Source organism: Stenotrophomonas maltophilia (assembly GCF_025642255.1).
Lineage (GTDB): Bacteria > Pseudomonadota > Gammaproteobacteria > Xanthomonadales > Xanthomonadaceae > Stenotrophomonas > Stenotrophomonas maltophilia_P.
In genome coordinates this window covers 1649967-1673258 of record NZ_CP106759.1, presented here as the reverse complement: position 1 = coordinate 1673258, position 23292 = coordinate 1649967, and the positions used below count along the sequence as shown (strand labels likewise).

18 protein-coding genes are annotated in these 23292 nt (G+C 66.7%); 3 read left to right on the top strand and 15 right to left on the bottom strand.

Translation table 11 applies throughout. The features are described 5' to 3' along the window. Positions 1-174: 174 nt before the first annotated feature. From guaA to ndk, 13 genes are all read right to left on the bottom strand, one after another. Complete coding sequence (guaA, locus tag N8888_RS07790; RefSeq protein ID WP_049483147.1) at positions 175-1740, bottom strand: glutamine-hydrolyzing GMP synthase; 1566 nt, start codon at positions 1738-1740, stop codon at positions 175-177. Further along, positions 1737-2216: a hypothetical protein gene (locus tag N8888_RS07785; RefSeq protein ID WP_049483145.1), complete on the bottom strand. Its 480-nt coding sequence runs from the start codon at positions 2214-2216 to the stop codon at positions 1737-1739. Before N8888_RS07785 ends, guaA begins: the two co-directional genes overlap by 4 nt. Before the next feature lie 107 nt (positions 2217-2323). Beyond that, positions 2324-3781 carry an IMP dehydrogenase gene (guaB, locus tag N8888_RS07780; RefSeq protein ID WP_014036909.1) on the bottom strand — a complete coding sequence of 486 codons (1458 nt, stop codon included), beginning with the start codon at positions 3779-3781 and terminating at the stop codon, positions 2324-2326. 327 nt (positions 3782-4108) lie between these two features. Then, positions 4109-4984 carry a bifunctional methylenetetrahydrofolate dehydrogenase/methenyltetrahydrofolate cyclohydrolase FolD gene (gene folD / locus N8888_RS07775; RefSeq protein ID WP_053517606.1) on the bottom strand — a complete coding sequence of 292 codons (876 nt, stop codon included), beginning with the start codon at positions 4982-4984 and terminating at the stop codon, positions 4109-4111. Between the two features lie 146 nt (positions 4985-5130). Beyond that, a complete protein-coding gene (locus tag N8888_RS07770) occupies positions 5131-6963 on the bottom strand; it encodes a monovalent cation:proton antiporter-2 (CPA2) family protein (RefSeq protein ID WP_053517608.1) in 1833 nt (610 codons plus the stop codon). Between the two features lie 386 nt (positions 6964-7349). Next, positions 7350-8486: a molybdopterin-synthase adenylyltransferase MoeB gene (gene moeB, locus N8888_RS07765; protein ID WP_263177957.1), complete on the bottom strand. Its 1137-nt coding sequence runs from the start codon at positions 8484-8486 to the stop codon at positions 7350-7352. Between the two features lie 126 nt (positions 8487-8612). Further along, positions 8613-10010 carry a ribosome biogenesis GTPase Der gene (gene der / locus N8888_RS07760; RefSeq protein WP_053520183.1) on the bottom strand — a complete coding sequence of 466 codons (1398 nt, stop codon included), beginning with the start codon at positions 10008-10010 and terminating at the stop codon, positions 8613-8615. Between the two features lie 15 nt (positions 10011-10025). Beyond that, complete coding sequence (gene bamB / locus N8888_RS07755) at positions 10026-11234, bottom strand: outer membrane protein assembly factor BamB (RefSeq protein WP_053520184.1); 1209 nt, start codon at positions 11232-11234, stop codon at positions 10026-10028. Further along, entirely contained in the window at positions 11234-11872 is a 639-nt protein-coding gene (locus N8888_RS07750; protein WP_053520185.1) for a YfgM family protein, read from the bottom strand. Before N8888_RS07750 ends, bamB begins: the two co-directional genes overlap by 1 nt. A 64-nt stretch (positions 11873-11936) precedes the next feature. Next, a complete protein-coding gene (locus N8888_RS07745; RefSeq protein WP_065181338.1) occupies positions 11937-12806 on the bottom strand; it encodes a RodZ domain-containing protein in 870 nt (289 codons plus the stop codon). An 18-nt stretch (positions 12807-12824) separates the two neighbouring features. Next, positions 12825-13610: a type IV pilus biogenesis/stability protein PilW gene (pilW, locus tag N8888_RS07740; RefSeq protein WP_053520187.1), complete on the bottom strand. Its 786-nt coding sequence runs from the start codon at positions 13608-13610 to the stop codon at positions 12825-12827. Beyond that, entirely contained in the window at positions 13597-14802 is a 1206-nt protein-coding gene (gene rlmN / locus N8888_RS07735) for a dual-specificity RNA methyltransferase RlmN (RefSeq protein WP_053520188.1), read from the bottom strand. The genes pilW and rlmN overlap by 14 nt, the downstream gene beginning before the upstream one ends. A 10-nt stretch (positions 14803-14812) precedes the next feature. Beyond that, positions 14813-15238: a nucleoside-diphosphate kinase gene (gene ndk, locus N8888_RS07730; protein WP_005409295.1), complete on the bottom strand. Its 426-nt coding sequence runs from the start codon at positions 15236-15238 to the stop codon at positions 14813-14815. Positions 15239-15587: 349 nt separating this feature from the next. Here ndk and N8888_RS07725 point away from each other — a divergent pair, with 349 nt between their 5' ends. The 3 genes from N8888_RS07725 to N8888_RS07715 all read left to right on the top strand — a co-directional run bounded on the left by N8888_RS07725 (position 15588) and on the right by N8888_RS07715 (position 19958). Next, complete coding sequence (locus N8888_RS07725; protein WP_065175050.1) at positions 15588-16244, top strand: TetR/AcrR family transcriptional regulator; 657 nt, start codon at positions 15588-15590, stop codon at positions 16242-16244. Between the two features lie 40 nt (positions 16245-16284). Next, positions 16285-18657 (top strand): 3-hydroxyacyl-CoA dehydrogenase/enoyl-CoA hydratase family protein, encoded by a 2373-nt coding sequence (locus tag N8888_RS07720; protein ID WP_065175049.1) that lies wholly within the window; start codon positions 16285-16287, stop codon positions 18655-18657. A 92-nt stretch (positions 18658-18749) separates the two neighbouring features. Then, positions 18750-19958, top strand: a complete 1209-nt coding sequence (locus N8888_RS07715; RefSeq protein WP_053520191.1) for an acetyl-CoA C-acyltransferase — start codon at positions 18750-18752, stop codon at positions 19956-19958. Between the two features lie 543 nt (positions 19959-20501). Here the strand turns inward: N8888_RS07715 and galU are convergent. Further along, positions 20502-21380, bottom strand: coding sequence for a UTP--glucose-1-phosphate uridylyltransferase GalU (gene galU / locus N8888_RS07710; RefSeq protein WP_053517730.1), 879 nt, complete (start codon positions 21378-21380; stop codon positions 20502-20504). Beyond that, positions 21380-23290: a polysaccharide biosynthesis protein gene (locus N8888_RS07705; RefSeq protein WP_262101284.1), complete on the bottom strand. Its 1911-nt coding sequence runs from the start codon at positions 23288-23290 to the stop codon at positions 21380-21382. The genes galU and N8888_RS07705 overlap by 1 nt, the downstream gene beginning before the upstream one ends. Positions 23291-23292: the final 2 nt, after the last annotated feature.

Here is a 23292-nt window from a genome sequence, read left to right as displayed (position 1 = left end):
ACCTCCGCCAGATACCTAACCCATACCGTGACCTGGCGATCAAATGCCCGCAATGTGAGAATCGATCAAATTCAAGAGCTGCCTGGCACACCGACACACGGGACGAGGGCAGGAAAGTCGGTGACAGAGGATACATACAACAAGGGCGCCTCTCGGCGCCCTCGTTCTTTCAACTCATTCCCACTCAATGGTCGCCGGCGGCTTCCCCGAGATGTCATAAACCACCCTCGACACCCCCCGCAACTCATTGATGATTCGGTTGCTCACCGTCCCCAGGAACTCGTACGGCAGATGCGCCCAATGCGCCGTCATGAAGTCGATCGTCTCCACGGCCCGCAGCGCAATCACCCACTCATAAGCGCGCGCGTCACCCACCACGCCCACCGACTTCACCGGCAGGAACACGGCAAACGCCTGGCTGGTCTTGTCGTACAAGTCGGCCTTGCGCAGTTCATCAATGAAGATGGCATCGGCCTTGGCCAGCAGTTCGGCGTATTCCGGCTTCACTTCACCCAGAATGCGCACGCCCAGGCCCGGGCCCGGGAACGGATGGCGGTAGACCATGGTGCGCGGCAGGCCCAGCTCAACGCCCAGGCGGCGCACTTCGTCCTTGAACAGCTCGCGCAGCGGCTCCACCAGGCCCAGCTTCATGTGCTCCGGCAGGCCGCCCACGTTGTGGTGGCTCTTGATCACATGCGCCTTGCCGGTCTTGCTGCCGGCCGACTCGATCACGTCCGGGTAGATGGTGCCCTGCGCCAGCCACTTGGCGTTGCTCAGCTTGTTCGACTCTTCGTCGAAGATCTCAACGAACAGGTTGCCGATGATCTTGCGCTTGGCTTCCGGGTCGCTCACGCCTTCCAGCGCCTTGAAGTAACGGTCGGCGGCATTCACGCGCACGACTTTCACGCCCATGTGCTCGGCGAACATCGCCATCACCTGGTCGCCTTCCTGCCAGCGCAGCAGGCCGGTATCCACGAACACGCAGGTCAGCTTCTCGCCGATGGCCTTGTGCAGCAGCGCGGCCACGACGGACGAATCGACGCCGCCGGACAGGCCCAGGATCACTTCGTCATCGCCCACCTGTTCGCGCACGCGGGCGATCTGGTCGTCGATGATGTTGGCGGCGGTCCACAGGGTCTGGCAGCCGCACACGTCCACCACGAAGCGGCGCAGCAGCGTCTGGCCCTGCAGGGTGTGGGTTACTTCCGGGTGGAACTGCACGCCGTACCAGCGCTTTTCTTCGTTGGCCATGGCGGCCACCGGAATGCGGTCGGTGGTGGCGGTGATGGTGAAGCCCGGCGGCGCAACGGAGACGTGGTCGCCGTGGCTCATCCAGACATTCAGCTTCGGCTCGCCGCCGTGGTCGCTCAGGCCCTTGAACAGCGCATCGGGGTTGATGACATTCACTTCGGCATGGCCGAATTCGCGCTGGTCAGCCGCTTCGGTGGCACCGCCCAGCTGGGCAGCCAGGGTCTGCATGCCGTAGCAGATGCCGAAGATCGGCAGGCCGCTGTCGAACACTTCCTGCGGCGCGGCCGGGGCGCCCGGCAGCGTGGTCGATTCCGGGCCACCGGACAGGATGATGCCCTTGGCGCCGAAGCCGGCGATCTCGGCCGGGTTGTGGTCCCACGCCCAGATTTCGCAGTAGACGCCCAGCTCGCGGATGCGGCGGGCAATCAGCTGCGTGTACTGCGCGCCGAAATCGAGGATGAGGATCTTGTCGTTATGGATGTTGGTCATGGTGCCGTTCCAGTGGTGTTTTTCGCAGCGCCCGGCGCTTCAAGGCTCTGCGTCAGCGTGGCGATGAACGCCTCGCGTTGTTGAATATGTGAGGGATCTTCCTCGTCCCAGCGCAGCATCAGCAGGCCGTGCGGTGCGTTGGGGTTGGCGCGGTCGGCGCGCGGCAGTTCGGCGATTTCCTGCACTTCGGTGCCGGGCACGATGCGCCGTTGAAAGGCGTGCATCGGGTAACCGGAATCCACGGCGTTGCCCCAGAACGCGGACTGCACGCTCATCCGTTTCGGCTCCAGCGGCCCCAGCTCGGCGGTGACCACAGGATCTTCAAGCCTGTCACCCAGATCGGTAACGCACCGCAGGATGACCTGCAACGGGCGCTCGCCGGTCCCTTTCAGCAGCCAGCGCTGCTCGCCAGCGGCCTGCACCTGCCAGCCCTTCGGCAGCGAGAACGCGTTCTGGCACGCCTGCACGTGCTGCAATTGCGAAACCGCCGCGCCCGGAGACCCGGAGCGCGGCGGCGGTTCGGACAACGAACAGCCTGCCATCAGCAGGCTGCCCGTAATCGCAAGAGCAGTTCGCAAGCGCATCAGGCGCGGTAGTTCGGTGGCTCTTTGGTGATCGTCACGTCGTGGACGTGGCTCTCACGCTGGCCGGCGCCGCTGATCTTCACGAACTTGGGCTTGCTGCGCATCTCGTCGATGGTGGCGCAGCCCACGTAGCCCATGGTGGCGCGCAGGCCGCCCATCAGCTGGTGGATGATGCCGCCCACCGGGCCGCGGTACGGCACGCGGCCTTCGATGCCTTCCGGCACCAGCTTGTCGGCGGTGGCGGCGTCCTGGAAGTAGCGGTCCTTGGACCCCTTCTCCATGGCAGCCAGCGAGCCCATGCCGCGGTAGCTCTTGTACGAACGGCCTTGGTACAGCTCGGTCTCGCCCGGCGATTCCTCGGTACCGGCCAGCAGGCCGCCGACCATGATGGTCGAGGCACCGGCGGCCAACGCCTTGCCGATGTCGCCCGAGTAGCGGATGCCACCGTCGGCGATCAGCGGGATGCGGTCCTGCAGCGCCTCGGCCACCAGGTCGATGGCGGTGACCTGCGGCACGCCGACGCCGGCGACAACGCGGGTGGTGCAGATCGAGCCCGGGCCGATGCCGACCTTCACCGCGTCCGCGCCGCTGTCCAGCAGCGCCAGTGCGGCTTCGCCGGTGCAGATGTTGCCGCCGATGACCTGCACGTTCGGGAAGTTCTTCTTGACCCAGCTGACGCGGTCCAGCACGCCCTGCGAGTGGCCGTGCGCGGTATCGACCACGATCACGTCCACGCCCGCGGCGACCAGCGCTTCCACGCGGCGATCGGTATCGCCACCCACGCCGACGGCGGCGCCGACCAGCAGGCGGGTCGACAGATCCTTGGCGGCGTTCGGGAAGTCGGTGTTCTTCTGGATGTCCTTGACGGTGATCAGGCCACGCAGTTCGAACGAGTCATTGACCACCAGCACCTTTTCGATGCGGTTGCGGTGCAGCAGCTGCAGCACTTCGTCGGACGCGGCGCCTTCCTTGACCGTGATCAGGCGATCCTTCTTGGTCATGATGTGGCGGACCGGATCGTCCAGCTCGGTCTCGAAGCGCATGTCGCGGTGGGTCACGATGCCGGCCAGCAGGCCGTCGCTGCCCACCACCGGCACGCCGGAGATGTTGTGCGCCTGGGTCAGGGCCAGCACGTCACGGATGGTGGTTTCCGGGCCGACGGTGATCGGGTCGCGGATGACACCGGCCTCGAACTTCTTCACCTTGGCCACTTCCGCGGCCTGCTGTTCCAGGCTGAGATTCTTGTGGATGATGCCCATGCCGCCGAGCTGGGCCATGGCGATGGCCAGGCGGGCTTCGGTGACGGTGTCCATCGCGGCGGACAGGATCGGAAGCTTGAGCTTCAGGTCTCGGGTCAACCGCGTTTCGAGGTTGACGTCCTTGGGCAGGATGGTCGAGTGGGCGGGGACGAGCGAGACGTCGTCGTAAGTGAGTGCTTCAGCCTGGATGCGCAGCATCGGCATACCCGAGATGTGGGGAAGCGCGACATTTTACCTTGTTTTCGCGCCGCGTGGCAGGGGGTGGATGCGACGCAGTGTCGCGCGGGCGGCGGTCGGTTCAGGAGGGCTTGGGTGGGTGCCAACCTTGGTTGGCACAACCCGTCCGGCACCGGTACCCCAGATGGGCCGATGGCCCTGATGGATGTGTGCCAACCAAGGTTGGCACCTGCCAGGAGCGGGTCGGCGGGAATCGCGGGGCATCAATGCAACCCCGGTAGCGCCGGGCCATGCCCGGCGAGCGCAGCGGCGCCGCAAACATCCGCCGGGCATGGCCCGGCGCTACCCTCAGGAGGCTTCCGCCGCTTCCAGGGTGTTCTGCATCAACGTGGCCACGGTCATCGGGCCGACACCGCCCGGCACCGGGGTGATCCAGCTCGCCCGCTGCGCCGCCGCGTCGAAGCCGACGTCGCCCACCAGGCGGCCGTCATCCAACCGGTTGATGCCGACGTCGATCACCACCGCGCCCGGCTTCACCCACTCGCCCGGCACGATGCCCGGGCGGCCCACCGCCACCACCAGAATGTCGGCGTTGCGCACGGCCTGTTCCAGCACGTCCTTCGGGGTGAACTTGTGGCAGCTGGTCACGGTGCAGCCGGCAATCAGCAGTTCCAGGCCCATCGGGCGGCCGACGTGGTTGCTGACACCCACAATCGTGGCGTTGCGACCGCGCACCGGCTGGTCGGTGTGGCCCAGCAGCGTGGTGATGCCGCGCGGCGTGCACGGGCGCAGGCCGAACTCGCGCAGAGCCAGATGGCCGACGTTTTCCGGGTGGAAGCCATCGACATCCTTGCGCGGGTCGATGCGCTGGATCAGCCGGCGCGCATCGGGGATGCCCGGCAGCGGCAGCTGGATCAGGATGCCGTTGATCTTCGGATCGGCATTGAGCTGGTCGATCAGGTCCAGCAGTTCGGCCTCGGTGGTGCCGGCCGGCAGGTCGTAATCGTGTGCTTCGATGCCGACCTTCTCGGCGGCACGGCGCTTGTTGCGCACGTATACGGTCGAGGCCGGGTCGCCGCCCACCAGCACCACGGCCAGCCCCGGACGGCTGCCACCGGCCGCGATGCGGGCGTCGACGCGCACCTTCAGGCTGTCGAGCAGGTCTTCAGCGATGCGGCGGCCATCGAGAATGCGGGCAGGATGCGGGGCGGCGGAATCGTTCATCGAATGCGGGGGCGGCGGCGGTGGGGAGGCTATTGTCCCCGATTCAGGCCCCCTCGCCCACCGCCAATGCAGCCGCTGCGCTCGCCGGGCATGGCCCGGCGCTACCTTGGAACGCTGACCCCGGGTGACGTTACGGGCCGCATCCCTCATTCTTCCTCTTCGGGCACGTCCTGCGGGTTCAAGGTCTTGCTTGCCCGCTTCGGCGCGGTGAACGGGGTCGGCGTCGGTACGCCCTGGCCGGAGTTGCCAAACACCATCTTGGCGCCGGCGTTCAGGCCGCCGCCGGCGATTTCCAGCTCGAAACGCTCGGCGTCGCGGCGACGGATCTGCTCGGCGATCTCGATCGCGTCGTCCTCGTCGGCGCCCAGCTCGATCAGGGCGGCCTGACCGAACAGCACGGCCGATTCAAAGGTCTCGCGGATCTGGAAATCGACGCCGGCATGGATCAGCCGCAGTGAATGCTCGCGGTCGAACGAGCGCACCATCAGCTTGGCCTGCGGGAATTCGTGCGCGACCAGCTCGACGATGCGGTCGGCGGCGTCGGCCTTGTCCACGCACACCGCAATCGCGCGCGCGGTCGCCGCGCCGGAAGCATGCAGCACGTCCAGGCGGGTGCCATCGCCGTAGTAGATCTTGAAGCCGAACCGGGCCGCGCTCTGGATCATCTCCACATCGTTGTCGATGATGGTCACGTCCACGTCGCGCGCCAGCAGCGACTGGCTGGCCACCTGGCCGAAGCGGCCGAAGCCGATCAGCAGCACGCTGCCGGACAGGCCGTCGGCCTCGTCCACGCCCTCCAGGTTCACCGTCGGCTTTGGTGCCACGCGCTTGTAGACCAGCACCACCAGCGGGGTCAGCGCCATCGACAGCACCACCACGGCGGTGAAGTTGGCATTGATGTCCACGTCGATCACACCGGCGGCCGCCGCTGCGGAGAACAGCACGAAGGCGAACTCACCGCCCTGCGCCATCAGCACGCCACGGTCCAGCGCCTGCGCGTGGTCGCTGCCCATCAGACGCGCAACGACGTAGATGCACAGTGCCTTGGCCGCCATCAGCGCCAGCACCAGGCCGGCGATCAGCTGCCAGTGCGAGGCCACTACGCCCAGGTCCAGCGCCATGCCGACGCTGAGGAAGAACAGGCCGAGCAGGATGCCGCGGAACGGTTCGATGTCGGCTTCAATCTGGTGGCGGAAGGTCGACTCGCTCAGCAGCACGCCGGCCAGGAACGCGCCCATCGCCATCGACAGGCCGGACAGCTGCATCAGCAGTGCCGCGCCCAGCACCACCAGCAACGCGGCGGCGGTCATCACCTCGCGTGCCTTCGATTCGGCCAGCAGGCGGAACAGCGGGTTGAGCAGGAAGCGGCCGACCAGCACCAGGCCGACGATGGCACCGACACCGATCGCCACCGACAGCCAGCGCGAGCCCTCGCCATCGGCGCTGCCCGCGCTGGGCGCCATCCACGCCACCAGGGCCAGCAGCGGCACGATCAGCAGGTCTTCGAACAGCAGGATGGAGACGATCTTCTGCCCCGAAGGCAGCGCGATATCACCGCGCTCGGCCAGCAGCTGCATCACCACGGCGGTGGACGTCAGCACGAAGCCGGTGGCACCGATGAAGGCCACCTGCCACGGGAAGCCGAACAACTTGGCGATGCTGGTCAGGACCAGCGCGCAGGTGACGATCTGCAGCGTGCCGAGCCCGAAAATTTCCTTGCGCAGGCTCCACAGGTGCGAGGGCCGCATCTCCAGGCCGATCACGAACAGGAACATCACCACGCCGAGTTCGGCGGTATGCAGGATGGCCTGCGGATCCGAGAACCAGCCCAGCCCGAACGGTCCGATCGCCAGGCCGGCGGCGAAGTAGCCCAGCACCGACCCCAGGCCCAGCCGCCGGAACAAGGGCACCATCACCACCGCCGCGCCCAGCAGGGCAACCACCTTGACCAGCTCGCTGGTCGCTGCTTCTACCGCCATGCGGTGCTTTCCCCGGAATCCAGAATCGCTCACCACGATAGAGCAATGTGGATGACGGCAATAGCACGCATGTTGCGCCGGATTGTCTTGGAGGTGGAACGATGCCGGCAGCCACCCCACACATCATTCTGAAACGATCAACGGTAGCGCCGGACCATGCCCGGCGGATGTGCGTGCCGGCCCCGCTGCGCTCGCCGGGCGTGGCCCGGCGCTACCGCGATCACCCGCCCCGGCAGAAGGCGGCGTAATCGATGTATCCCGGGAACGGCACGCCCGGCGCGCAGACCGGAGCCGATGCCAGGATCAACGGTAGCGCCGGGCCATGCCCGGCGGATGTGTCTGCCCGTGCCGCTGCGCTCGCCGGGCGTGGCCCGGCGCTACCGGAATCACCCGCCCTTGCAGAAGGCGGCGTAATCGATATAGCCCGGGAACGGCACGCCCGGCGCGCAGACCGGGCACTGCGGGTCCGGGCCGATGCCGGTTTCGCGGAAGCGCATGCCCAGTGCATCGAAACGCAGCAGACGCCCCACCAGGGGCTCGCCGATGCCCAGCAGCAGCTTCAACACCTCGGTGGCCTGCAGCACACCGGCCAACCCTGGCAGCACGCCCAGCACGCCGGCCTCGGAACAGTTCGGCGCGAACTCCGGCGGCGGGGGCTCCGGGAACAGGCAGCGGTAGCAGGGCGCGACGCCGCGCTGGCGGCCGGCGTCGAACACGCTCACCTGGCCGTCGAAGCGCTCGATCGCCGCATACACCAGCGGCAGGCGGAGCTTGATGCAGGCGTCGTTGAGCAGATAGCGCAGCGGGAAGTTGTCCGAGCCATCCAGCACCACGTCCACCCCGTCCAGCAGCGCGTCGACGTTGTCGGAGGTGACCCGCTGCGGCACGGCTTCAATGTCGATGGCGGGATTCAGCGCCAGCAGGCGCTCGCGTGCGGAGTCGACCTTGAGCTGGCCGACACTGGCTTCGGTATGCACGATCTGGCGGTGCAGGTTGCTGCGTTCGACCCGGTCGTGATCGGCAAAGCGCAGGTGCCCGACCCCGGCGGCGGCCAGGTAGAAGCCGGCCGGTGCGCCCAGCCCGCCCGCGCCCAGCACCAGCACACGCGACTGCTGCAGGCGACGCTGGCCCGCCTCGCCGATCTGCGGCAGAAGCAGGTGGCGCGAGTAGCGATCGAAGAAATCGCGGTCGGCAGCGCTGGCCTCGGGCTGCACCAGCGGCAGCGCCTGCTCGCGCCAGGCCACGGTGCCCCCGGCGACCGACGCCACGTTTGCGTAGCCGGCATCGAGCAGGGCCTGCGCGGCGTCGGCCGAACGCTTGCCGGTCTGGCAGATCAGCAGGATTTCCTGTTCCGGGCGTGGCAGGTGCGCGGCCGGGTCGGCCTGCAGTTCCGCCCTGGCCACACCGCGGGCGCCTTCGGCCATGCCACCGGCGCGCTCGTGCGCCTCCCGCACGTCGATCAGCACGGCGCCATGGGCCAGGCGGTCATGCGCCTGCGCGGGGGAAAGCTCTCGGATGCTCATGGCGCCATTATCGCGCAGGCCCTGCCCGCCGAGCGCCCCCGGGGTCAGATCCCTTTTCCTTCGGGAAAGGGATCTGACCCCATTCCCCGTCAAACGAAAAAGGCGGCCCTGCGGCCGCCTTTCCGGTTACTTGCCCTTGACGTGTTTCATCAAGCGCCGCTTGGCCTTGATCTGCCGTTCGGTCAGCACGTTCTTCTTGCCCTCGTACGGGTTGGCACCTTCGCGGAACAGGAACACCACCGGCGTGCCGATCAGCTTGAAGCGCTTGCGGAAGAAGTTCTCCAAGTAGCGCTTGTACGACTCCTGCAGCTCCTTCAGGCGCGTGCCATGCACGATGAAGGTGGGCGGGTTGGCCCCGGCCGGGTGCACGTAACGCAGCTTGGAGACGTGGCCGCGGATGGTCGGCGGCGGGTTGGTCTCGTAGGCCACTTCCAGCGCCTTGTTCACTTCGCTGGTGGTGAACGTCTTGTTCGCCGATTCGTGGGCGCGGTGCACCGCACGGAACAGCTCACGCAGGCCCGAGCCATGCTTGGCCGAGATGCGTACCGATTCCGCCCACGGCACGAAGCCCAGCTTCAGCGACAGCATGGTTTCGGCCTGCTCGCGCTGGTACTCGGTCAGGCCATCCCACTTGTTGATGGCGATCACCAGGGCGCGGCCGGCGTCGAGCACGGCCCCCAGCACGGTGGCGTCCTGGTCGGTCACGCCTTCGGTGGCGTCCAGCATGAGCACGGCCACCTGGCACTGCTCGATGGACTGCATGGTCTTGACCACCGAGAACTTCTCGACCACCTCGTCCACCCGCGAGCGGCGACGCAGGCCGGCGGTGTCGATCAGGCGGTATTCGCGGCCATCGCGTTCCAGGTCCACCGCGATCGAATCGCGGGTGGTGCCGGGCACGTCGGAGGCGATCATGCGCTCCTCGCCGAGGATGCGGTTGACCAGGGTCGACTTGCCCACGTTGGGGCGGCCGACAAAGGCGATGCGCACACGGTTCGGATCGTTGTCCAGCTCTTCGCCACTGCCCTCTTCCGGCAGGCGCTGGATCACTTCATCGAGCAGATCGTCCAGGCCCTGACGATGCGCGGCCGAAACCGTCAGCATCTCGCTGAAGCCGTAGCGCGCGAATTCCGAGCGCACGGCCATCTCGTCGGTGCCGTCGATCTTGTTGATGAGCAGCAGGGTCGGACGCGACAGCTTGCGCAGCCACGACAGGATCTCGTCATCCAGCGCCGACGTGCCCTCGCGGGCATCGACGACGAACAGGATCAAGTCGGCTTCGGCGGCAGCGGCCCGGGCCTGACGCGTAGTAGCGCCCGCCAGACCCTCGTCTTCCCCGGCGATACCGCCGGTGTCCACGACGAGGAAATGATTGTCCTCGTCGAGGCGGCAGACGCCGTAGTTGCGATCGCGGGTGACGCCGGGCTGGTCATGGACCAGGGCGTCACGGGTGCGGGTCAACGCATTGAAAATGGTCGACTTGCCGACATTCGGCCGTCCAACCAGGGCGACCAAAGGCAGCATCGCGATTACTCCGTATTAATTTGCCAACCGGAAGGCGGTCAGCTTGCCATCCACGTTCTGCACCAGCAGCACCCCGTCGACGACGATCGGCTGGGCCAGCAGAGCTTCACCGCCGCTCTTGGCCCGCGCCGCCATCGCGCCATCGGACGTCTGCAGCCAGTGCACGTATCCCTTGTAGTCGCCGACCACCACGTAGTCGCCGTGCAGTGCCGGGCCGGTCAGCAGGCGCCGGGCGAGCCCGGTCTGCGACCACATCGCCGCGCCACTGGCCTTGTCCAGGCCGAACACGCCACCCTTGTTGTCGGTGACGAACACATTGCCCGACGAGACCGCCACGCCACCGGCACCGCCGTGGTCGCGCGCCCACAGCGGGCGACCGGTCGGGCCTTCGATGGCCATCGTCTGGTTCTTGAAGCTGCTCACGAACAGCGTGTTGCCATCGAGCACCGGCGCACCGTCGATGTCGGCCATGCGCTCCAGCTCGGTGCGCCCTTCAGCGCTGCCCACGTTCTGTTCCCACAGGGTGCGGCCATCCTGCATGGCCAGCGCGGCGATGGCGCCGTCATCCCTGCCGATGAACAGCACGCCCGGACCGGTTACCACCGGCGCATTGCCACGCACGGTCAGCGCCGGCAGTTCGCTCGGGTTGAACCAGCGCTGGGTGCCGTTGCCCACGTCGAAGGCGGTGATGCGGCCGTCGTTGCTGCGCACGAACACCATGCCCTGGGCCACCGCCGGCGCGGCGATCACTTCGCCGGGCACGCGGGCGCGCCACTTCTCGCTGCCATCATTGATGTCCAGCGCGATGACCTGGCCGTCGAGCGTGCCGATCACGACCAGGTTCTCGCCAACACCCGGGCCACCGGACAGGCGCAGCTTGTCCTTCTTCTTTTCCTTCTTCGGCTCCCAGGTCCAGACCTTCTTGCCGGTCTGCAGGTCGATGGCGTGCACGCCCCCGGTGATCGCCGCAGCGAACACGTGACCGTTGGCCACCGCCGGGCCCTGGCGCACGCCGATGCGACGCTCACCCTTGCCCAGATTGACCGACCAGGCCTTGTTGACCTTCAGGGTCGGCTCGAACTTGACCAGTTCGGCCGGCTCCTGCGCCTTCTTCGCTTCCGCGTCCTTGCCGGCGAACCAGCCCTTCATGGTGCTGCAGCCGGACAGCGCCACGCCGAGCAGCAGCACGGTGGCGACGCGGGTGATCATGACCTTCTGACTCATCAAACCGACTCCGCAGGGGCGGCGACGGTGCCGCCGGCGTCCATAACCTTGGTTTCCAGCAGGCGCCGCTGCGGCGCCGCCACGTCCAGCGTCTTCAACGCCTTCTCGTACTGTTCGCGGGCGGCATCACGCTTGCCCTGGGCCATAAGCGCATCGCCATGGATCTCCAGGCTGCCGCTGTCGGTGGCGCTGCCCAGCAGGGAGATGGCCTCGTCGGCCTTGCCGGTAGCGACCAGCAGGCGGGCCACGCGCTGGTCGACCACGCGCTGCAGGTCACCTTCGACCTTCACGCTGCGCAGCGTCGCCAGGGCTTCTTCATTCTTGCCGGCGTCGACCTGGGCCTTGGCCAGCTGCAGCGCCGCGAGGTCGCCGTAGATGCTGGAGGGGCCGGCTTCGAGCGCCTTCACCGCCTTGGCGGCGTCGTCGAGCTTGTTCTGCTGCAGACCCACCAGTGCCTTCTGGTATTCGACATTGGCCGAGGCCAGCTTGCCGCCCTGCTGCGTCTGCCACCACTGCCAGCCGGCGATGGCGCCGATGGCGATGGCCACGCCACCGATGATGCTGGCGCCATTCTTCCGCAGCCAGCTGCGGACGCGTTCACTTTGTTCGTGCTCGTCGAGCAGATCGTCGATCGCCATGCGTACTCTCGCCCCGCCCATCGGGAGGGACCATTGGGATTATCGAAGGTGGTGAAACCGCGCCTCAGTGCGAAACCGGGACCACGGAGCCTTCAGAGGATACCTGAAAGCGTGCCACGTTGGCTCGCTGGTAGGGCGCCAGATCGACGATAGCGCCGTTCTGCTGAACCTGGACCGCCGAAGCGTTGCCCAGAGTGACCCGGGTCACCTGGCCCGGGGTGAAGCTGCGGCTCTCGCCGGACCGGATCAGCGCCTTCTCGACGGTGCTGCCATCGGGGCCGCCGATGTCGACCCAGCTGTCTCCGTTGAACTGCATCTCCAGCGTGGTGCCGGCACCCGCCGCAGCGGCGGCCGGACGCGGTACCGGCGCCAGCGAGGCGACGTAGGGGGTCGCGGCCGGCTTGGCGGTGGACGCCACCGAGGTCTCCGTCGATGCGACCGGCTCGCCGCCATCGGCGGCGGGGGTGACCGGCACGGTCGCCGGGATCACGTCCAGCGAGGCGGTGTTCGGCGACGGCGTGCCGCCATCGAAATGGCCGCGCGTGGCGAACCACACCGGCACGGCCAGCACCGCGGTGATGCCGACATACAGCACGCGCCGGCCGAGGTTCTCGGCAATCCGGCGCGCACGCGGGGTATGGGTATGGCTGACCAGGGTCGGCGGGACCACCGGGCCCACCTGGGCCTGCTCCAGCAGTTCGCTCACATCCACATTCAGCAGGCGCGCATAGCTGCGCAGCTGGCCGCGGACGAACACCGGCGCACCGAGCTTCTGCCACTGTTCTTCTTCCAGCGACCTGACCACCTGGACCGGCATGCGCAGCCGCTGTCCGACGTCGTCAAGGGTCAGTCCGGCCGCCTCGCGGGCCTGGCGAAGGCGGGTGCCACAGCCGGCCGCAGTCTCGAGAGCGCTCACAGTCTGGTCATCAATCACAATGCATCAACCCTGGAGTTAGGAGCCCGCATCCTGCGGAAATTCCTGTCGAATCCGCTGCAGATAGCGATCGGATGCTGCGTGATCGCCCAGCCGCGCCTCGATTTGAGACGCAAGTTGTAACACGGAACGTGTTGCGGGTGCAGCCGAAATCCTGCGCTCGGCGAAGGCCCGGGCCTCCATGTAGCGGCCCTGGCGGAAGCTCAGCTGGGCCATCGCCTCCAGGGCGACCGGGTTGGCCGGAGCCACCGCGAGTGCGGCACGCAGGTCGCGCTCGGCCCGTTCGGGCTGCCCCGCGTCGAGCGCACAGCCCCCCGCGTTGGCCTGCGCCTCGGCGGGCGTGGCATAGCCCGGCGCCTGCAGCGCACGATCGAACCACACCAACGACTCGGCGGCCTGCCCCTGCTGGCACAGCCAGGCGCCATAGTTGTTGAGTACGTCACCGCGCTGCGGGGCCAGCTCTGCGGCCCTGCGGAAGCCCTCGCCCGCCTGCCGGGTGCGGCCGCGGCGGTCATCGATGCCGGCCAGCAGGACCAGTGCGTCAGGCTCGTCGGGCTGCAGCTTCAGCGCCTGTCGGGCCTTGCTCTCGGCACCGTCCAGATTGCCCAGCTGCATGTCGCGCGAGGCCAGCACCAGCAGGTCGTTCACGCGCACCTGGCGACGCACGCCGTCCGGGTCACGCACCGAATAGACCGGCGCTTCGCTGGGACCGAGCCGGCCCTTGGGCGTGGAGGAGCAGGCACCGACCGCCATGGCCAGCACGCCCGCAAGCAGCGCCAGCCGGAAGCGGTCAGGCGGCCGCATCGCTCCCCTTCCCCGCCTGCAGCGTCTTGTTGAACTCCGCCTGGCGGCGGGTGCGGTCCATCACCTGGCCCTTGAGCTGGCCACAGGCGGCGTCGATGTCGTCGCCGCGCGTGCGGCGGACCATCGTCAGCACGTTGCTGTCGAGCAGGATCTTCTGGAACGCGCGGATGTCGGCTTCCTCGGAACGCTCGTAACGGGTACCCGGGAACGGATTGAACGGGATCAGGTTGACCTTCCCCGAGTCCTTGGCCTGCACCGCGTTGTCGAACTGGCGCATCAGCCGGGCCAGCTGGCGGGCATGCTCGGGCTGGTCGTTGATGCCCTTCATCAGGGTGTATTCGAAGGTCACCGACTCGCGACGCTTGTTGGCGCGCAGGTAGCGCGCGCACGAGGCCATCAGCTCGGCGATCGGGTACTTCTTGTTGAGCGGCACCAGCGTCTCGCGCAGCTCGTCGTTCGGTGCGTGCAGCGACACCGCCAGGGAGACATCACTCTCGCTGGACAGGCGGTCGATCTGCGGCACCAGCCCGGACGTGGACAGCGTCACGCGCTTGTTCGCCAGGCCATAGCCCAGATCGTCGCGCATCACGCTCATGGCACGCACGACGTTGTCGAAATTCATCAGCGGCTCGCCCATGCCCATCATCACCACGTTGGTGAGACGGCGCATCTGGTGCGGCACGTTGCCCAGGTGGCGCGCAGCCACCCACACCTGGCCGATGATCTCGGCGGTGGTCAGGTTGCGGTTGAAGCCCTGGGTGGCAGTGGAGCAGAACGTGCAGTTCAGCCCGCAGCCGACCTGCGAGGACACGCACAGCGTGCCGCGGGTCTTGTCCGGGATGTACACGGTCTCGATGGCGTTCTTGCCATCCACGCCCATCGCCAGCAGCCACTTGTGGGTGCCGTCGGCGGAGGGCTTGTCGAACACGATGTTGGGAACGACGACCTCGGCATGATCCTGCAGCTTGGCGCGCAGGACCTTGCCGAGATCGGTCATCTCATCGAAGTCGGTGACGTAGCGGTGGTGGATCCACTTCATCACCTGGTGGGCACGGAACTTCTTCTCGCCGAGAACCTCGACGAAAAACGTCTCCAGGCCCGCGCGATCGAGGTCGAGCAGGTTCTGCTTGCCGGCCGTGGGTGCCGACTTCGGCAGCGGCTGGATGGCGGGTGTCTGTACGACCTCGTTCACGGCATCACTCTCAGCGCGAGACGACTTCGGTCGCGGCGAAGAAGTAGGCGATTTCGATCGCGGCATTCTCGACCGAGTCCGAGCCGTGGGCGGCATTGGCATCGATGGATTCAGCGAAGTCGGCGCGGATGGTGCCCGGCGCGGCTTCCTTCGGATTGGTGGCGCCCAGCAGGTCGCGGTGGGCCAGCACGGCGTTCTCGCCTTCCAGGGCCTGGATCATCACCGGGCCGGAGATCATGAACTCGACCAGGGCGTTGAAGAACGGACGCTCGCGGTGCACGGCGTAGAAGCCTTCGGCTTCACGGCGCGACAGCTGCTTGTACTTGGCGGCGACGACCTTCAGGCCGGCCTTTTCAAAGCGGGCGTAGATTTCGCCGATGACGTTCTTGGCAACGGCGTCCGGCTTGATGATCGAAAGGGTGCGCTCCAGCGCCATGGGATGTCTCCAATGGAATCGGGCCGCTGATGGCCCGAAGGGTACATGAAAAAAACCCGCGTCGGAACGCGGGCTTAGCCTGATAAACGTAGGCGAATTGTAAGAGATCCCATTAAGTAGTGCCAGCCCATGGCTGGCAGGCCTCATGCCGGCCGGGGTCAGGCCCCCGCAGGGGCCCTGACCCCATCCCCCAGCCCGACAGGGGTCGGAGCCCCTTCGGGGATCCGGCCCCGCACCCGGGGGTGAATGCCCTCTGACTGGCCCGGCAGTTTTGCTGCACTGCAAAATGCCATACGCTGCCGTCTGGTTCTAGTATCAAACAATCGTTTGATTAAGGTCCGCCTGCCCGATGGCCAAGCCCGCCCACTTCTCGACCAAGGACCGGATCCTCGGTGCCGCGGAGGAGCTGTTCGCCCTGCACGGCTTTGCCGGCACGTCGCTGCGCCAGGTCACCAGCCAGGCCGACGTCAACATCGCCGCCGTCAACTACCACTTCGGTTCCAAGGAAAACCTGGTCAACGAGGTGTTCCGCCGTCGCATGGACGAGATGACCGGCGCCCGCATGGCCCAGCTCGAACGCGCCCGCAGCGAACACCCTGGTGAACTGCGCCCGGTGCTGGCCGCCTTCGTGGAGCCGGCGCTGGCGCTGGCCCAGGACCGCCAGAGCGGCGGCGCCTTCGTCCGCGTGATCGCCCGCGCCTACGCCGAGAAAAACGACAACCTGCGCAAGTTCCTGTCCGACCACTACGGCCACGTGCTGCGCGCGTTCGGCAAGGCCATCGCCGAGTGCGTGCCCGACCTGAGCAAGGAAGAGCTGTACTGGCGGCTGGATTTCCTGGCCGGCTCGCTCACCTACGCCATGGCCGATTTCGGGCTGATCAAGCGTCCCGCCGGTGTCACCGAAGCGGCGCATCGTGCCCAGGCAGCCCACGAGCTCATCCATTTCGCCGAAGCCGGGTTCCGCGCCGCCGCACGCAGCGGCAGCGCCCTGCCCGCCTCCGCCTGATTCCACCCAGTAACTGCTGACCAACAAAGGCCCTTACACCATGTCCAATTCCCTGCTAGTCCGCCGCGCCGCCGTGCTGGGTGCCGGCGTCATGGGTGCCCAGATCGCCGCCCACCTCACCAACGCCGGCGTCGACACCGTGCTGTTCGACCTGCCCGCCAAGGAAGGTCCGGCCGATGGCATCGTGCTGAAGGCAATCGCCAACCTGGGCAAGCTCAGCCCGGCGCCGCTGGCCAGCAAGTCGCTGGCCGAAGCGATCACCCCGGCCAACTACGAGTCGGGGCTGGAGCAGCTGAAGGACTGCGACCTGATCATCGAGGCCATTGCCGAGCGCATGGACTGGAAGCAGGACCTTTACAAGAAGATCGCACCGTTCGTGGCCGATCACGCCGTGCTGGCGTCCAACACCTCCGGCCTGGGCATCAACAAGCTGGCCGACGTGCTGCCGGAACAGCTGCGCCACCGCTTCTGCGGCGTGCACTTCTTCAATCCGCCGCGCTACATGCATCTGGCCGAACTGATCCCGGCCTCGACCACCGATGCCGCCGTGCTGGAAGGCCTGGAAGAGTTCCTGGTCACCACCCTGGGCAAGGGCGTGGTCTACGCCAAGGACACCCCGAACTTCATCGGCAACCGCATCGGCGTGTTCTCGATCCTGTCGACCATCCACCACACCCAGCAGTTCGGCCTGGGCTTCGATGAAGTCGATGGCCTGACCGGGCCGCTGGTCGGGCGCCCGAAGTCGGCGACCTACCGCACCTCCGACGTGGTCGGCCTGGACACCATGGCGCACGTGATCAAGACCATGGGCGACACCCTGCCGAACGACCCGTGGCATGAATTCTTCAAGTCGCCCAAGTGGCTGGATGCGCTGATCTCCAAGGGCGCGCTGGGCCAGAAGACCGGTGCCGGCATCTTCCGCAAGGTCGGCAAGGACATCGTCGTGCTCGATCTGGAAAAGCAGGACTACCGTCCGGCCGACCGCAGCGCCGCACCGGAGGTGGTCGAGATCCTGAAGATCAAAAACCCGGCCGAGAAGTTCGCCAAGCTGCGCGAGAGCCAGCATCCGCAGGCACAGTTCCTGTGGGCGACCTTCCGCGATCTGTTCCACTACAGCGCCTACCACCTGGCCGACATCGCCGAGACCGCGCGCGACGTCGATCTCGCGATCCGCTGGGGCTACGGCTGGTCGCTGGGCCCGTTCGAGACCTGGCAGGCCGCGGGCTGGAAGCAGGTCGCGCAGTGGATCGCCGATGACATCGTCGCCGGCAAGAGCATGAGCAACGCCCCGCTGCCGGACTGGGTCTTCGATGGCCGCGACGGCGTGCACGCCGCCGAGGGCAGCTACAGCCCGTCGCGCAACGCCAAGCTGCCGCGCTCGTCGCTGCCGGTGTACCAGCGCCAGCGCTTCCCGGATCCGCTGCTGGGCGAAACGTTCGCGCCGGGCGAGACCGTGTTCGAGAACGATGGCCTGCGCATGTGGCACGACGGCGACGGTATCGCCGTGGTCAGCTTCAAGACCAAGATGAACACCGTCTCCGACCAGGTGCTCGATGGCCTGCAGGAATGCGTCTCGCGCGCCGAGAAGGACTTCCAGGGCCTGGTGATCTGGCAGCAGAAGGAACCGTTCTCCGCCGGTGCCGATCTGGCCGGCGCCCTGGGCCTGCTGCAGGCCGGCAAGGTCGACCAGTTCGAGCAGATGGTCGCCAACTTCCAGCGCACCAGCCAGCGCATCAAGTACTCGCTGGTGCCGGTGGTGGCTGCCGTGCGCGGCCTGGCCCTGGGCGGTGGCTGCGAGTTCCAGATGCACAGCGCCAAGACCGTGGCCTTCCTGGAAAGCTATATCGGCCTGGTGGAAGCCGGCGTCGGCCTGCTGCCGGCCGGTGGCGGCCTGAAGGAACTGGCCGTGCGCGCCTCGCAGGCGGCCGGCCCGGGCGGCGACGTGTTTGCCGAACTGAAGAAGACCTTCGAGACCGTGGCCATGGCCAAGGTGTCCAACTCGGCGGTCAATGCCAAGGAGCTGGGTCTGCTGCGCAGCACCGACAAGGTGGTGTTCAACAGCTATGAGGCGCTGTACATCGCCAAGGCCGAAGCCCGCGCGTTGGCCGAAGCCGGCTACCGTCCGCCGCTGCCGGCACGCCGCATCCAGGTGGCCGGCGACGTCGGCATCGCCACCTTCAAGATGATGCTGGTCAACATGCTGGAAGGTCGCTTCATCAGCCCGTACGACTACGAGATTGCAGAGCGCATCGCCACCGTGCTGTGCGGCGGCAAGGTCGATCGCGGCACCCTGGTCGACGAAGAGTGGCTGCTGACCCTGGAGCGCAAGCACTTCGTCGAACTGGCCCAGCAGGAAAAGACCCAGGCCCGCATCGCGCACATGCTCAAGACCGGCAAGCCGCTGCGCAACTGATTGATGGCGGATGCCGGCCCCGGGCCGGCATCACCTGCTGTGGCAGTCGAGCATGGCTCGACTCTACAAAACCTATTCGAGAGATCACTGCAATGACCAAGCAAATCCAGGACGCCTACATCGTCGCCGCCACCCGTACCCCGGTGGGCAAGGCGCCCAAGGGCATGTTCCGCAATACCCGCCCCGACGACATGCTTGCCCACGTGCTGCGCAGCGTTGTCGCGCAGGCGCCGGGCGTGGACGTCAACCGCATCGATGATGCGATCATCGGCTGCGCGATGCCGGAAGCCGAGCAGGGCATGAACGTGGCGCGCATCGGCGTGCTGCTGGCCGGCCTGCCGAACACCATCGCGGCGCAGACCGTCAATCGCTTCTGCTCCTCCGGCCTGCAGGCCGTTGCGCAGGCCGCCGATGCGATCCGCCTGGGCAACGCCGACCTGATGCTGGCCGGCGGCACCGAGTCGATGTCGATGGTGCCGATGATGGGCAACAAGATCGCGATGGCACCGAGCGTGTTCGACAACGACCATGTGGCCATCGCCTACGGCATGGGCATCACCGCCGAGAAGGTGGCCGAAGAGTGGAAGGTCTCGCGCGAAGAGCAGGATGCCTTCGCCCTGGCCTCGCACCAGAAGGCGATGGCTGCGATCCAGAAGGGCGAGTTCAAGGACGAGATCAGCCCGTACGAGATCGTCTCGCACCTGCCGGACCTGGCCGATGGCCAGCGCATCATTACCCGCAACAAGGTTGCCGATACCGACGAAGGCCCGCGCCCGGATTCCTCGGCCGAAGGCCTGGCCAAGCTGCGTCCGGTGTTCCGCAATGGCCAGTTCGGTGGCACCGTCACTGCCGGCAACTCGTCGCAGATGAGCGACGGCGCCGGTGCCGTGCTGCTGGCGTCGGAACAGGCAATCAAGGACTACGGCCTGACCCCGCTGGCGCGCTTCGTCAGCTTCTCGGTGGCCGGCGTGCGCCCGGAAGTGATGGGCATCGGCCCGATCGCCGCGATCCCGAAGGCACTCAAGCAGGCTGGCCTGAACCAGGATCAGCTGGACTGGATCGAGCTCAATGAAGCCTTCGCCGCGCAGTCGCTGGCGGTGATCCGTGACTGCGGCCTGGACCCGGACAAGGTGAACCCGCTGGGTGGTGCGATCGCCCTGGGCCACCCGCTGGGTGCCACCGGTGCGATCCGTACCGCGACCCTGCTGCACGGCCTGCGTCGTCGCCAGCAGAAGTACGGCATGGTGACGATGTGCATCGGCACCGGCATGGGCGCGGCGGGTATTTTCGAGGCGCTGTAAGGTTCAAAGCGTTGCCGGCTGATTGCTGATGGTGGGGCCCGGGTGGGTGAGGCTGCCCGGGACACGCCGCAAGTACATCCCTGTAGGCTTGGCAGCGGCATCCATGCCGCTGACAGTCCCGGCCAGCCTCACCCACCCGGGCCACCCAACATTCCGCGCGGCGGAGGGATGAGCAAGAGCTGGGGTCAGATCCCTTTGCTGCGCAAAGGGATTTGACCCCAACAAGCAAAAAGGCAGCCGATGGCTGCCTTTTTGCTTTTGCTCTTGTCTTTGATTCCGCCCTTCCCGTCCGCGCCCGCAGGAAACTGTCGAGAGGGGGCGGATGGCACTCTCCAAAACCGTTGGCGCCATGGGCCCGAGGCATGCCTCGGGCGGGTTGGGCAGGACGCCCAACCCCGGTCTTGCCGTGTGCGCAGGACAGCGCACACGAGCAAGGCGCCATCGAGCCCCCATGGATGGGTTTACGGCGTGTCCTGCAAAGGCCCACCCTTACCGCCCACCACGCATCAATCAAGGCGCCGCGAACGGAGCGCTTGATAAACCTTATTCCGCCAGCATCGCCGCCAGCTTCTCGCGCGCCGGACCCGCCAGCTTCGGGTTGTCCAGCGCGAAGCGGATCGTCGCCTCGACCAGCCCCAGGTGCGTGCCGCAGTCGAAACGGGTGCCCTCGAAACGGTAGGCATCGACCTGCTCGGTCTTCAGCAGCTGCGCGATCGCATCGGTCAGCTGGATCTCGCCACCGGCACCACTGCCGGTCTGCTCCAGCAGATCGAAGATCTTCGGGCTCAGCACATAGCGGCCGACCACCGCCAGATCGCTGGGGGCGTCCTCCGGCTTCGGCTTCTCCACGATCTGCGAGATACGGCCCTTGCGGCCATCGAAGGCCTCGGTGGCCACGATGCCGTAACTGGCGGTCTTGTCGTGCGGCACGTCCTCGACGGCGATCACGCTGGCACCGCTGGCCTCATTGAGATCGGCCATCTGCTTCAACGCACCGTCGCCGCGGTTCCAGATCAGATCGTCCGGCAGCAGCACGGCGAACGGCTCGTCACCGATCACGGCCTTGGCACACAGCACCGCGTGGCCCAGACCCAACGCTTCGGCCTGCGTCACGAAGACCGCACGCACGCCGTTGGGCAGCACGTGGCGGATCATCTCCAGCTGCTCCTGCTTGCCGGCGCGCTCGAGCTTCTGTTCCAGCTCATACGCCTTGTCGAAATAGTCGGCCACCGCGTGCTTGTAGCGGTTGGTGATGAACACCAGCGTATCGCAGCCGGCTTCTATGGCCTCATCAACAGCGTACTGGATAAGCGGACGATCGATGATCGGCAGCATTTCTTTCGGCACCGTCTTGGTCGCCGGCAGGAAGCGCGTCCCGAGCCCTGCCACGGGAAAAACTGCTTTACGAATTCGCTTGCTCATTAGTGCCTGTTGGCCTCGCGTGTCGGAAACGGCACGACTTTAGCGGATGAGATGTAAGCATCCTGTTCGATTGGAGAAAACTCCGGCATCGTCGCGAACAGGATCTCCTGGATGGTGTCGATGTCGTAGCTGCTGATCGCTTCGCGCAGCTTCGGAACGTTGCCGAGCACCATGTCACGCGAGAACGTGCGCACGCCGGCTTCGAGGATCTTGGGGTGCGCGGTCGAACGATAGTCCTCGTCGGAATAGAACAGCGTCTCGTGCAGCTTCTCACCCGGGCGCAGCCCGGTGTAGATGATCGGAATATCCTTGTACGGCTGCTTGCCGGCCAGCCGGATCATCTGCTCGGCCAGCACCCGGATCGGCACCGGCTCACCCATGTCGAGCGTATAGATGGCGCCATGCGACGCCGAGGCGGCCGCCTGCAGGATGAGCTGGCAGGCCTCGGGGATCGTCATGAAATAGCGGCTGACCTCCGGGTCGGTGACCGTGACCGGGCCGCCCTTGAGGATCTGCTCGCGGAACAACGGCACGACGCTGCCCGCCGACGCCAGCACGTTGCCGAAGCGCACGGTGACGAAACGGGTATGCGTGGACTTCTGGTCCAGGCTCTGGCAGATCATCTCGGCGTAGCGCTTGCTGGCACCCAGCGCATTGACCGGATCGACCGCCTTGTCGGTGGAGATGAACACGAAGTGCTCGACATGTGCCTCCAGGCAGGCACGGGCGACGTTCTCCGTGGCCAGGATGTTGTTGCGCACCGCCTCGCGCAGCTGCCGTTCCAGCACCGGCACATGCTTGTAGGCGGCAGCATGGAAGGCCGTATCGACCGGGTGCAGCGACAGCGCATGGCGGATCACTGCGGGGTCACCGCAGTCACCCAGCACGGCTTCGATCTCGATGTCGGGAAAACTGCGGCGCAGCTCGCCTTCGATGGTCAACAGCAGCAGTTCGCTGATCTCCAGCAGGACGATGCGGCCTGCACCGTGGCGCGCGCACTGGCGGCACAGTTCTGAACCGATCGAACCACCGGCACCGGTCACCATCACGGTGCGCCCGCCCAGCCAGCCACGGATCAGGTTCCAGTCCGGCATGATCGGCTTGCGGCCCAGCAGATCCTCGATCGCCACTTCCTTCAGCTGGCCCGGCAGCGACTGCCCCTGCAGGATGTCACTGAGCTTGGGCACGGTGCGGAACGGAACCCCGGTGCTCTCGCAGATGGCGACCACGCGCTGCATGCCGGCGGCATCCAGCGACGGAATGGCAATGACCAGCAGCTTGGCTGCGGTTTCGCGGGCCACGGCCGGCGCATCGTCCAGCGTGCCCAGGATCGGCAGGCCCTGCAGTTTCGCGCCGCGCAGGTGCGGGGCGTCATCAAGCAGGCCGACCGGCTCGAAATTGCCGGAACGGCGCAGATCGCGGACCAGCGTTTCAGCGGCCTGGCCGGCACCCAGGATCAGCACCCGGCGCGCGCTCGAATCGGACTGCAGCGCCTGGTAGTCCTTCCATGCGCGATACAGCAGGCGCGGCGCGCCCAGCAGGGCCGACAGCGCGAAGGGATAGATCACCAGCACCGACATCGGCACGCCGTTGAAGCGCTTCCACATCAGCACCAGGACGATGGCGACCATGCCGATGAAGCTGGCTTTGAAGATGTTCAGCAGGTCGCTGACGCTGGCAAACCGCCACAGGCCGCGATACAGGCCGACGCGCCAGAACACCAGTCCCTGCAGCAGCAGGACCAGGGTGGTATCGACATTCCACAACGGCAGCGCAGGCGCGTCCGGCAGGATCGAGTAACGACCGGCGTGGAGCAGCTGCCAGCATGCCCAGACCATGAACAGGTCGTGGCAGACAATGGCCGTACGCGGCAACAGGCCGAGGATTCTATCCCGCCAGGGTGAAGACATAT

What these genes read in the sequence shown, in the direction of transcription:
- guaA (WP_049483147.1), bottom strand. Translation starts at nt 1,740, where the DNA reads ATGACCAACATCCATAACGACAAGATCCTCATCCTCGATTTCGGCGCG.
- moeB (WP_263177957.1), bottom strand. Translation starts at nt 8,486, where the DNA reads ATGAGCATCCGAGAGCTTTCCCCCGCGCAGGCGCATGACCGCCTGGCC.
- ndk (WP_005409295.1), bottom strand. Translation starts at nt 15,238, where the DNA reads ATGGCGCTGGAGCGCACCCTTTCGATCATCAAGCCGGACGCCGTTGCC.
- N8888_RS07715 (WP_053520191.1), top strand. Translation starts at nt 18,750, where the DNA reads ATGACCAAGCAAATCCAGGACGCCTACATCGTCGCCGCCACCCGTACC.
- galU (WP_053517730.1), bottom strand. Translation starts at nt 21,380, where the DNA reads ATGAGCAAGCGAATTCGTAAAGCAGTTTTTCCCGTGGCAGGGCTCGGG.
- pilW (WP_053520187.1), bottom strand. Translation starts at nt 13,610, where the DNA reads ATGCGGCCGCCTGACCGCTTCCGGCTGGCGCTGCTTGCGGGCGTGCTG.
- N8888_RS07705 (WP_262101284.1), bottom strand. Translation starts at nt 23,290, where the DNA reads ATGTCTTCACCCTGGCGGGATAGAATCCTCGGCCTGTTGCCGCGTACG.
- folD (WP_053517606.1), bottom strand. Translation starts at nt 4,984, where the DNA reads ATGAACGATTCCGCCGCCCCGCATCCTGCCCGCATTCTCGATGGCCGC.
- bamB (WP_053520184.1), bottom strand. Translation starts at nt 11,234, where the DNA reads ATGAGTCAGAAGGTCATGATCACCCGCGTCGCCACCGTGCTGCTGCTC.
- N8888_RS07770 (WP_053517608.1), bottom strand. Translation starts at nt 6,963, where the DNA reads ATGGCGGTAGAAGCAGCGACCAGCGAGCTGGTCAAGGTGGTTGCCCTG.
- N8888_RS07725 (WP_065175050.1), top strand. Translation starts at nt 15,588, where the DNA reads ATGGCCAAGCCCGCCCACTTCTCGACCAAGGACCGGATCCTCGGTGCC.
- N8888_RS07750 (WP_053520185.1), bottom strand. Translation starts at nt 11,872, where the DNA reads ATGGCGATCGACGATCTGCTCGACGAGCACGAACAAAGTGAACGCGTC.
- guaB (WP_014036909.1), bottom strand. Translation starts at nt 3,781, where the DNA reads ATGCTGCGCATCCAGGCTGAAGCACTCACTTACGACGACGTCTCGCTC.
- N8888_RS07720 (WP_065175049.1), top strand. Translation starts at nt 16,285, where the DNA reads ATGTCCAATTCCCTGCTAGTCCGCCGCGCCGCCGTGCTGGGTGCCGGC.
- der (WP_053520183.1), bottom strand. Translation starts at nt 10,010, where the DNA reads ATGCTGCCTTTGGTCGCCCTGGTTGGACGGCCGAATGTCGGCAAGTCG.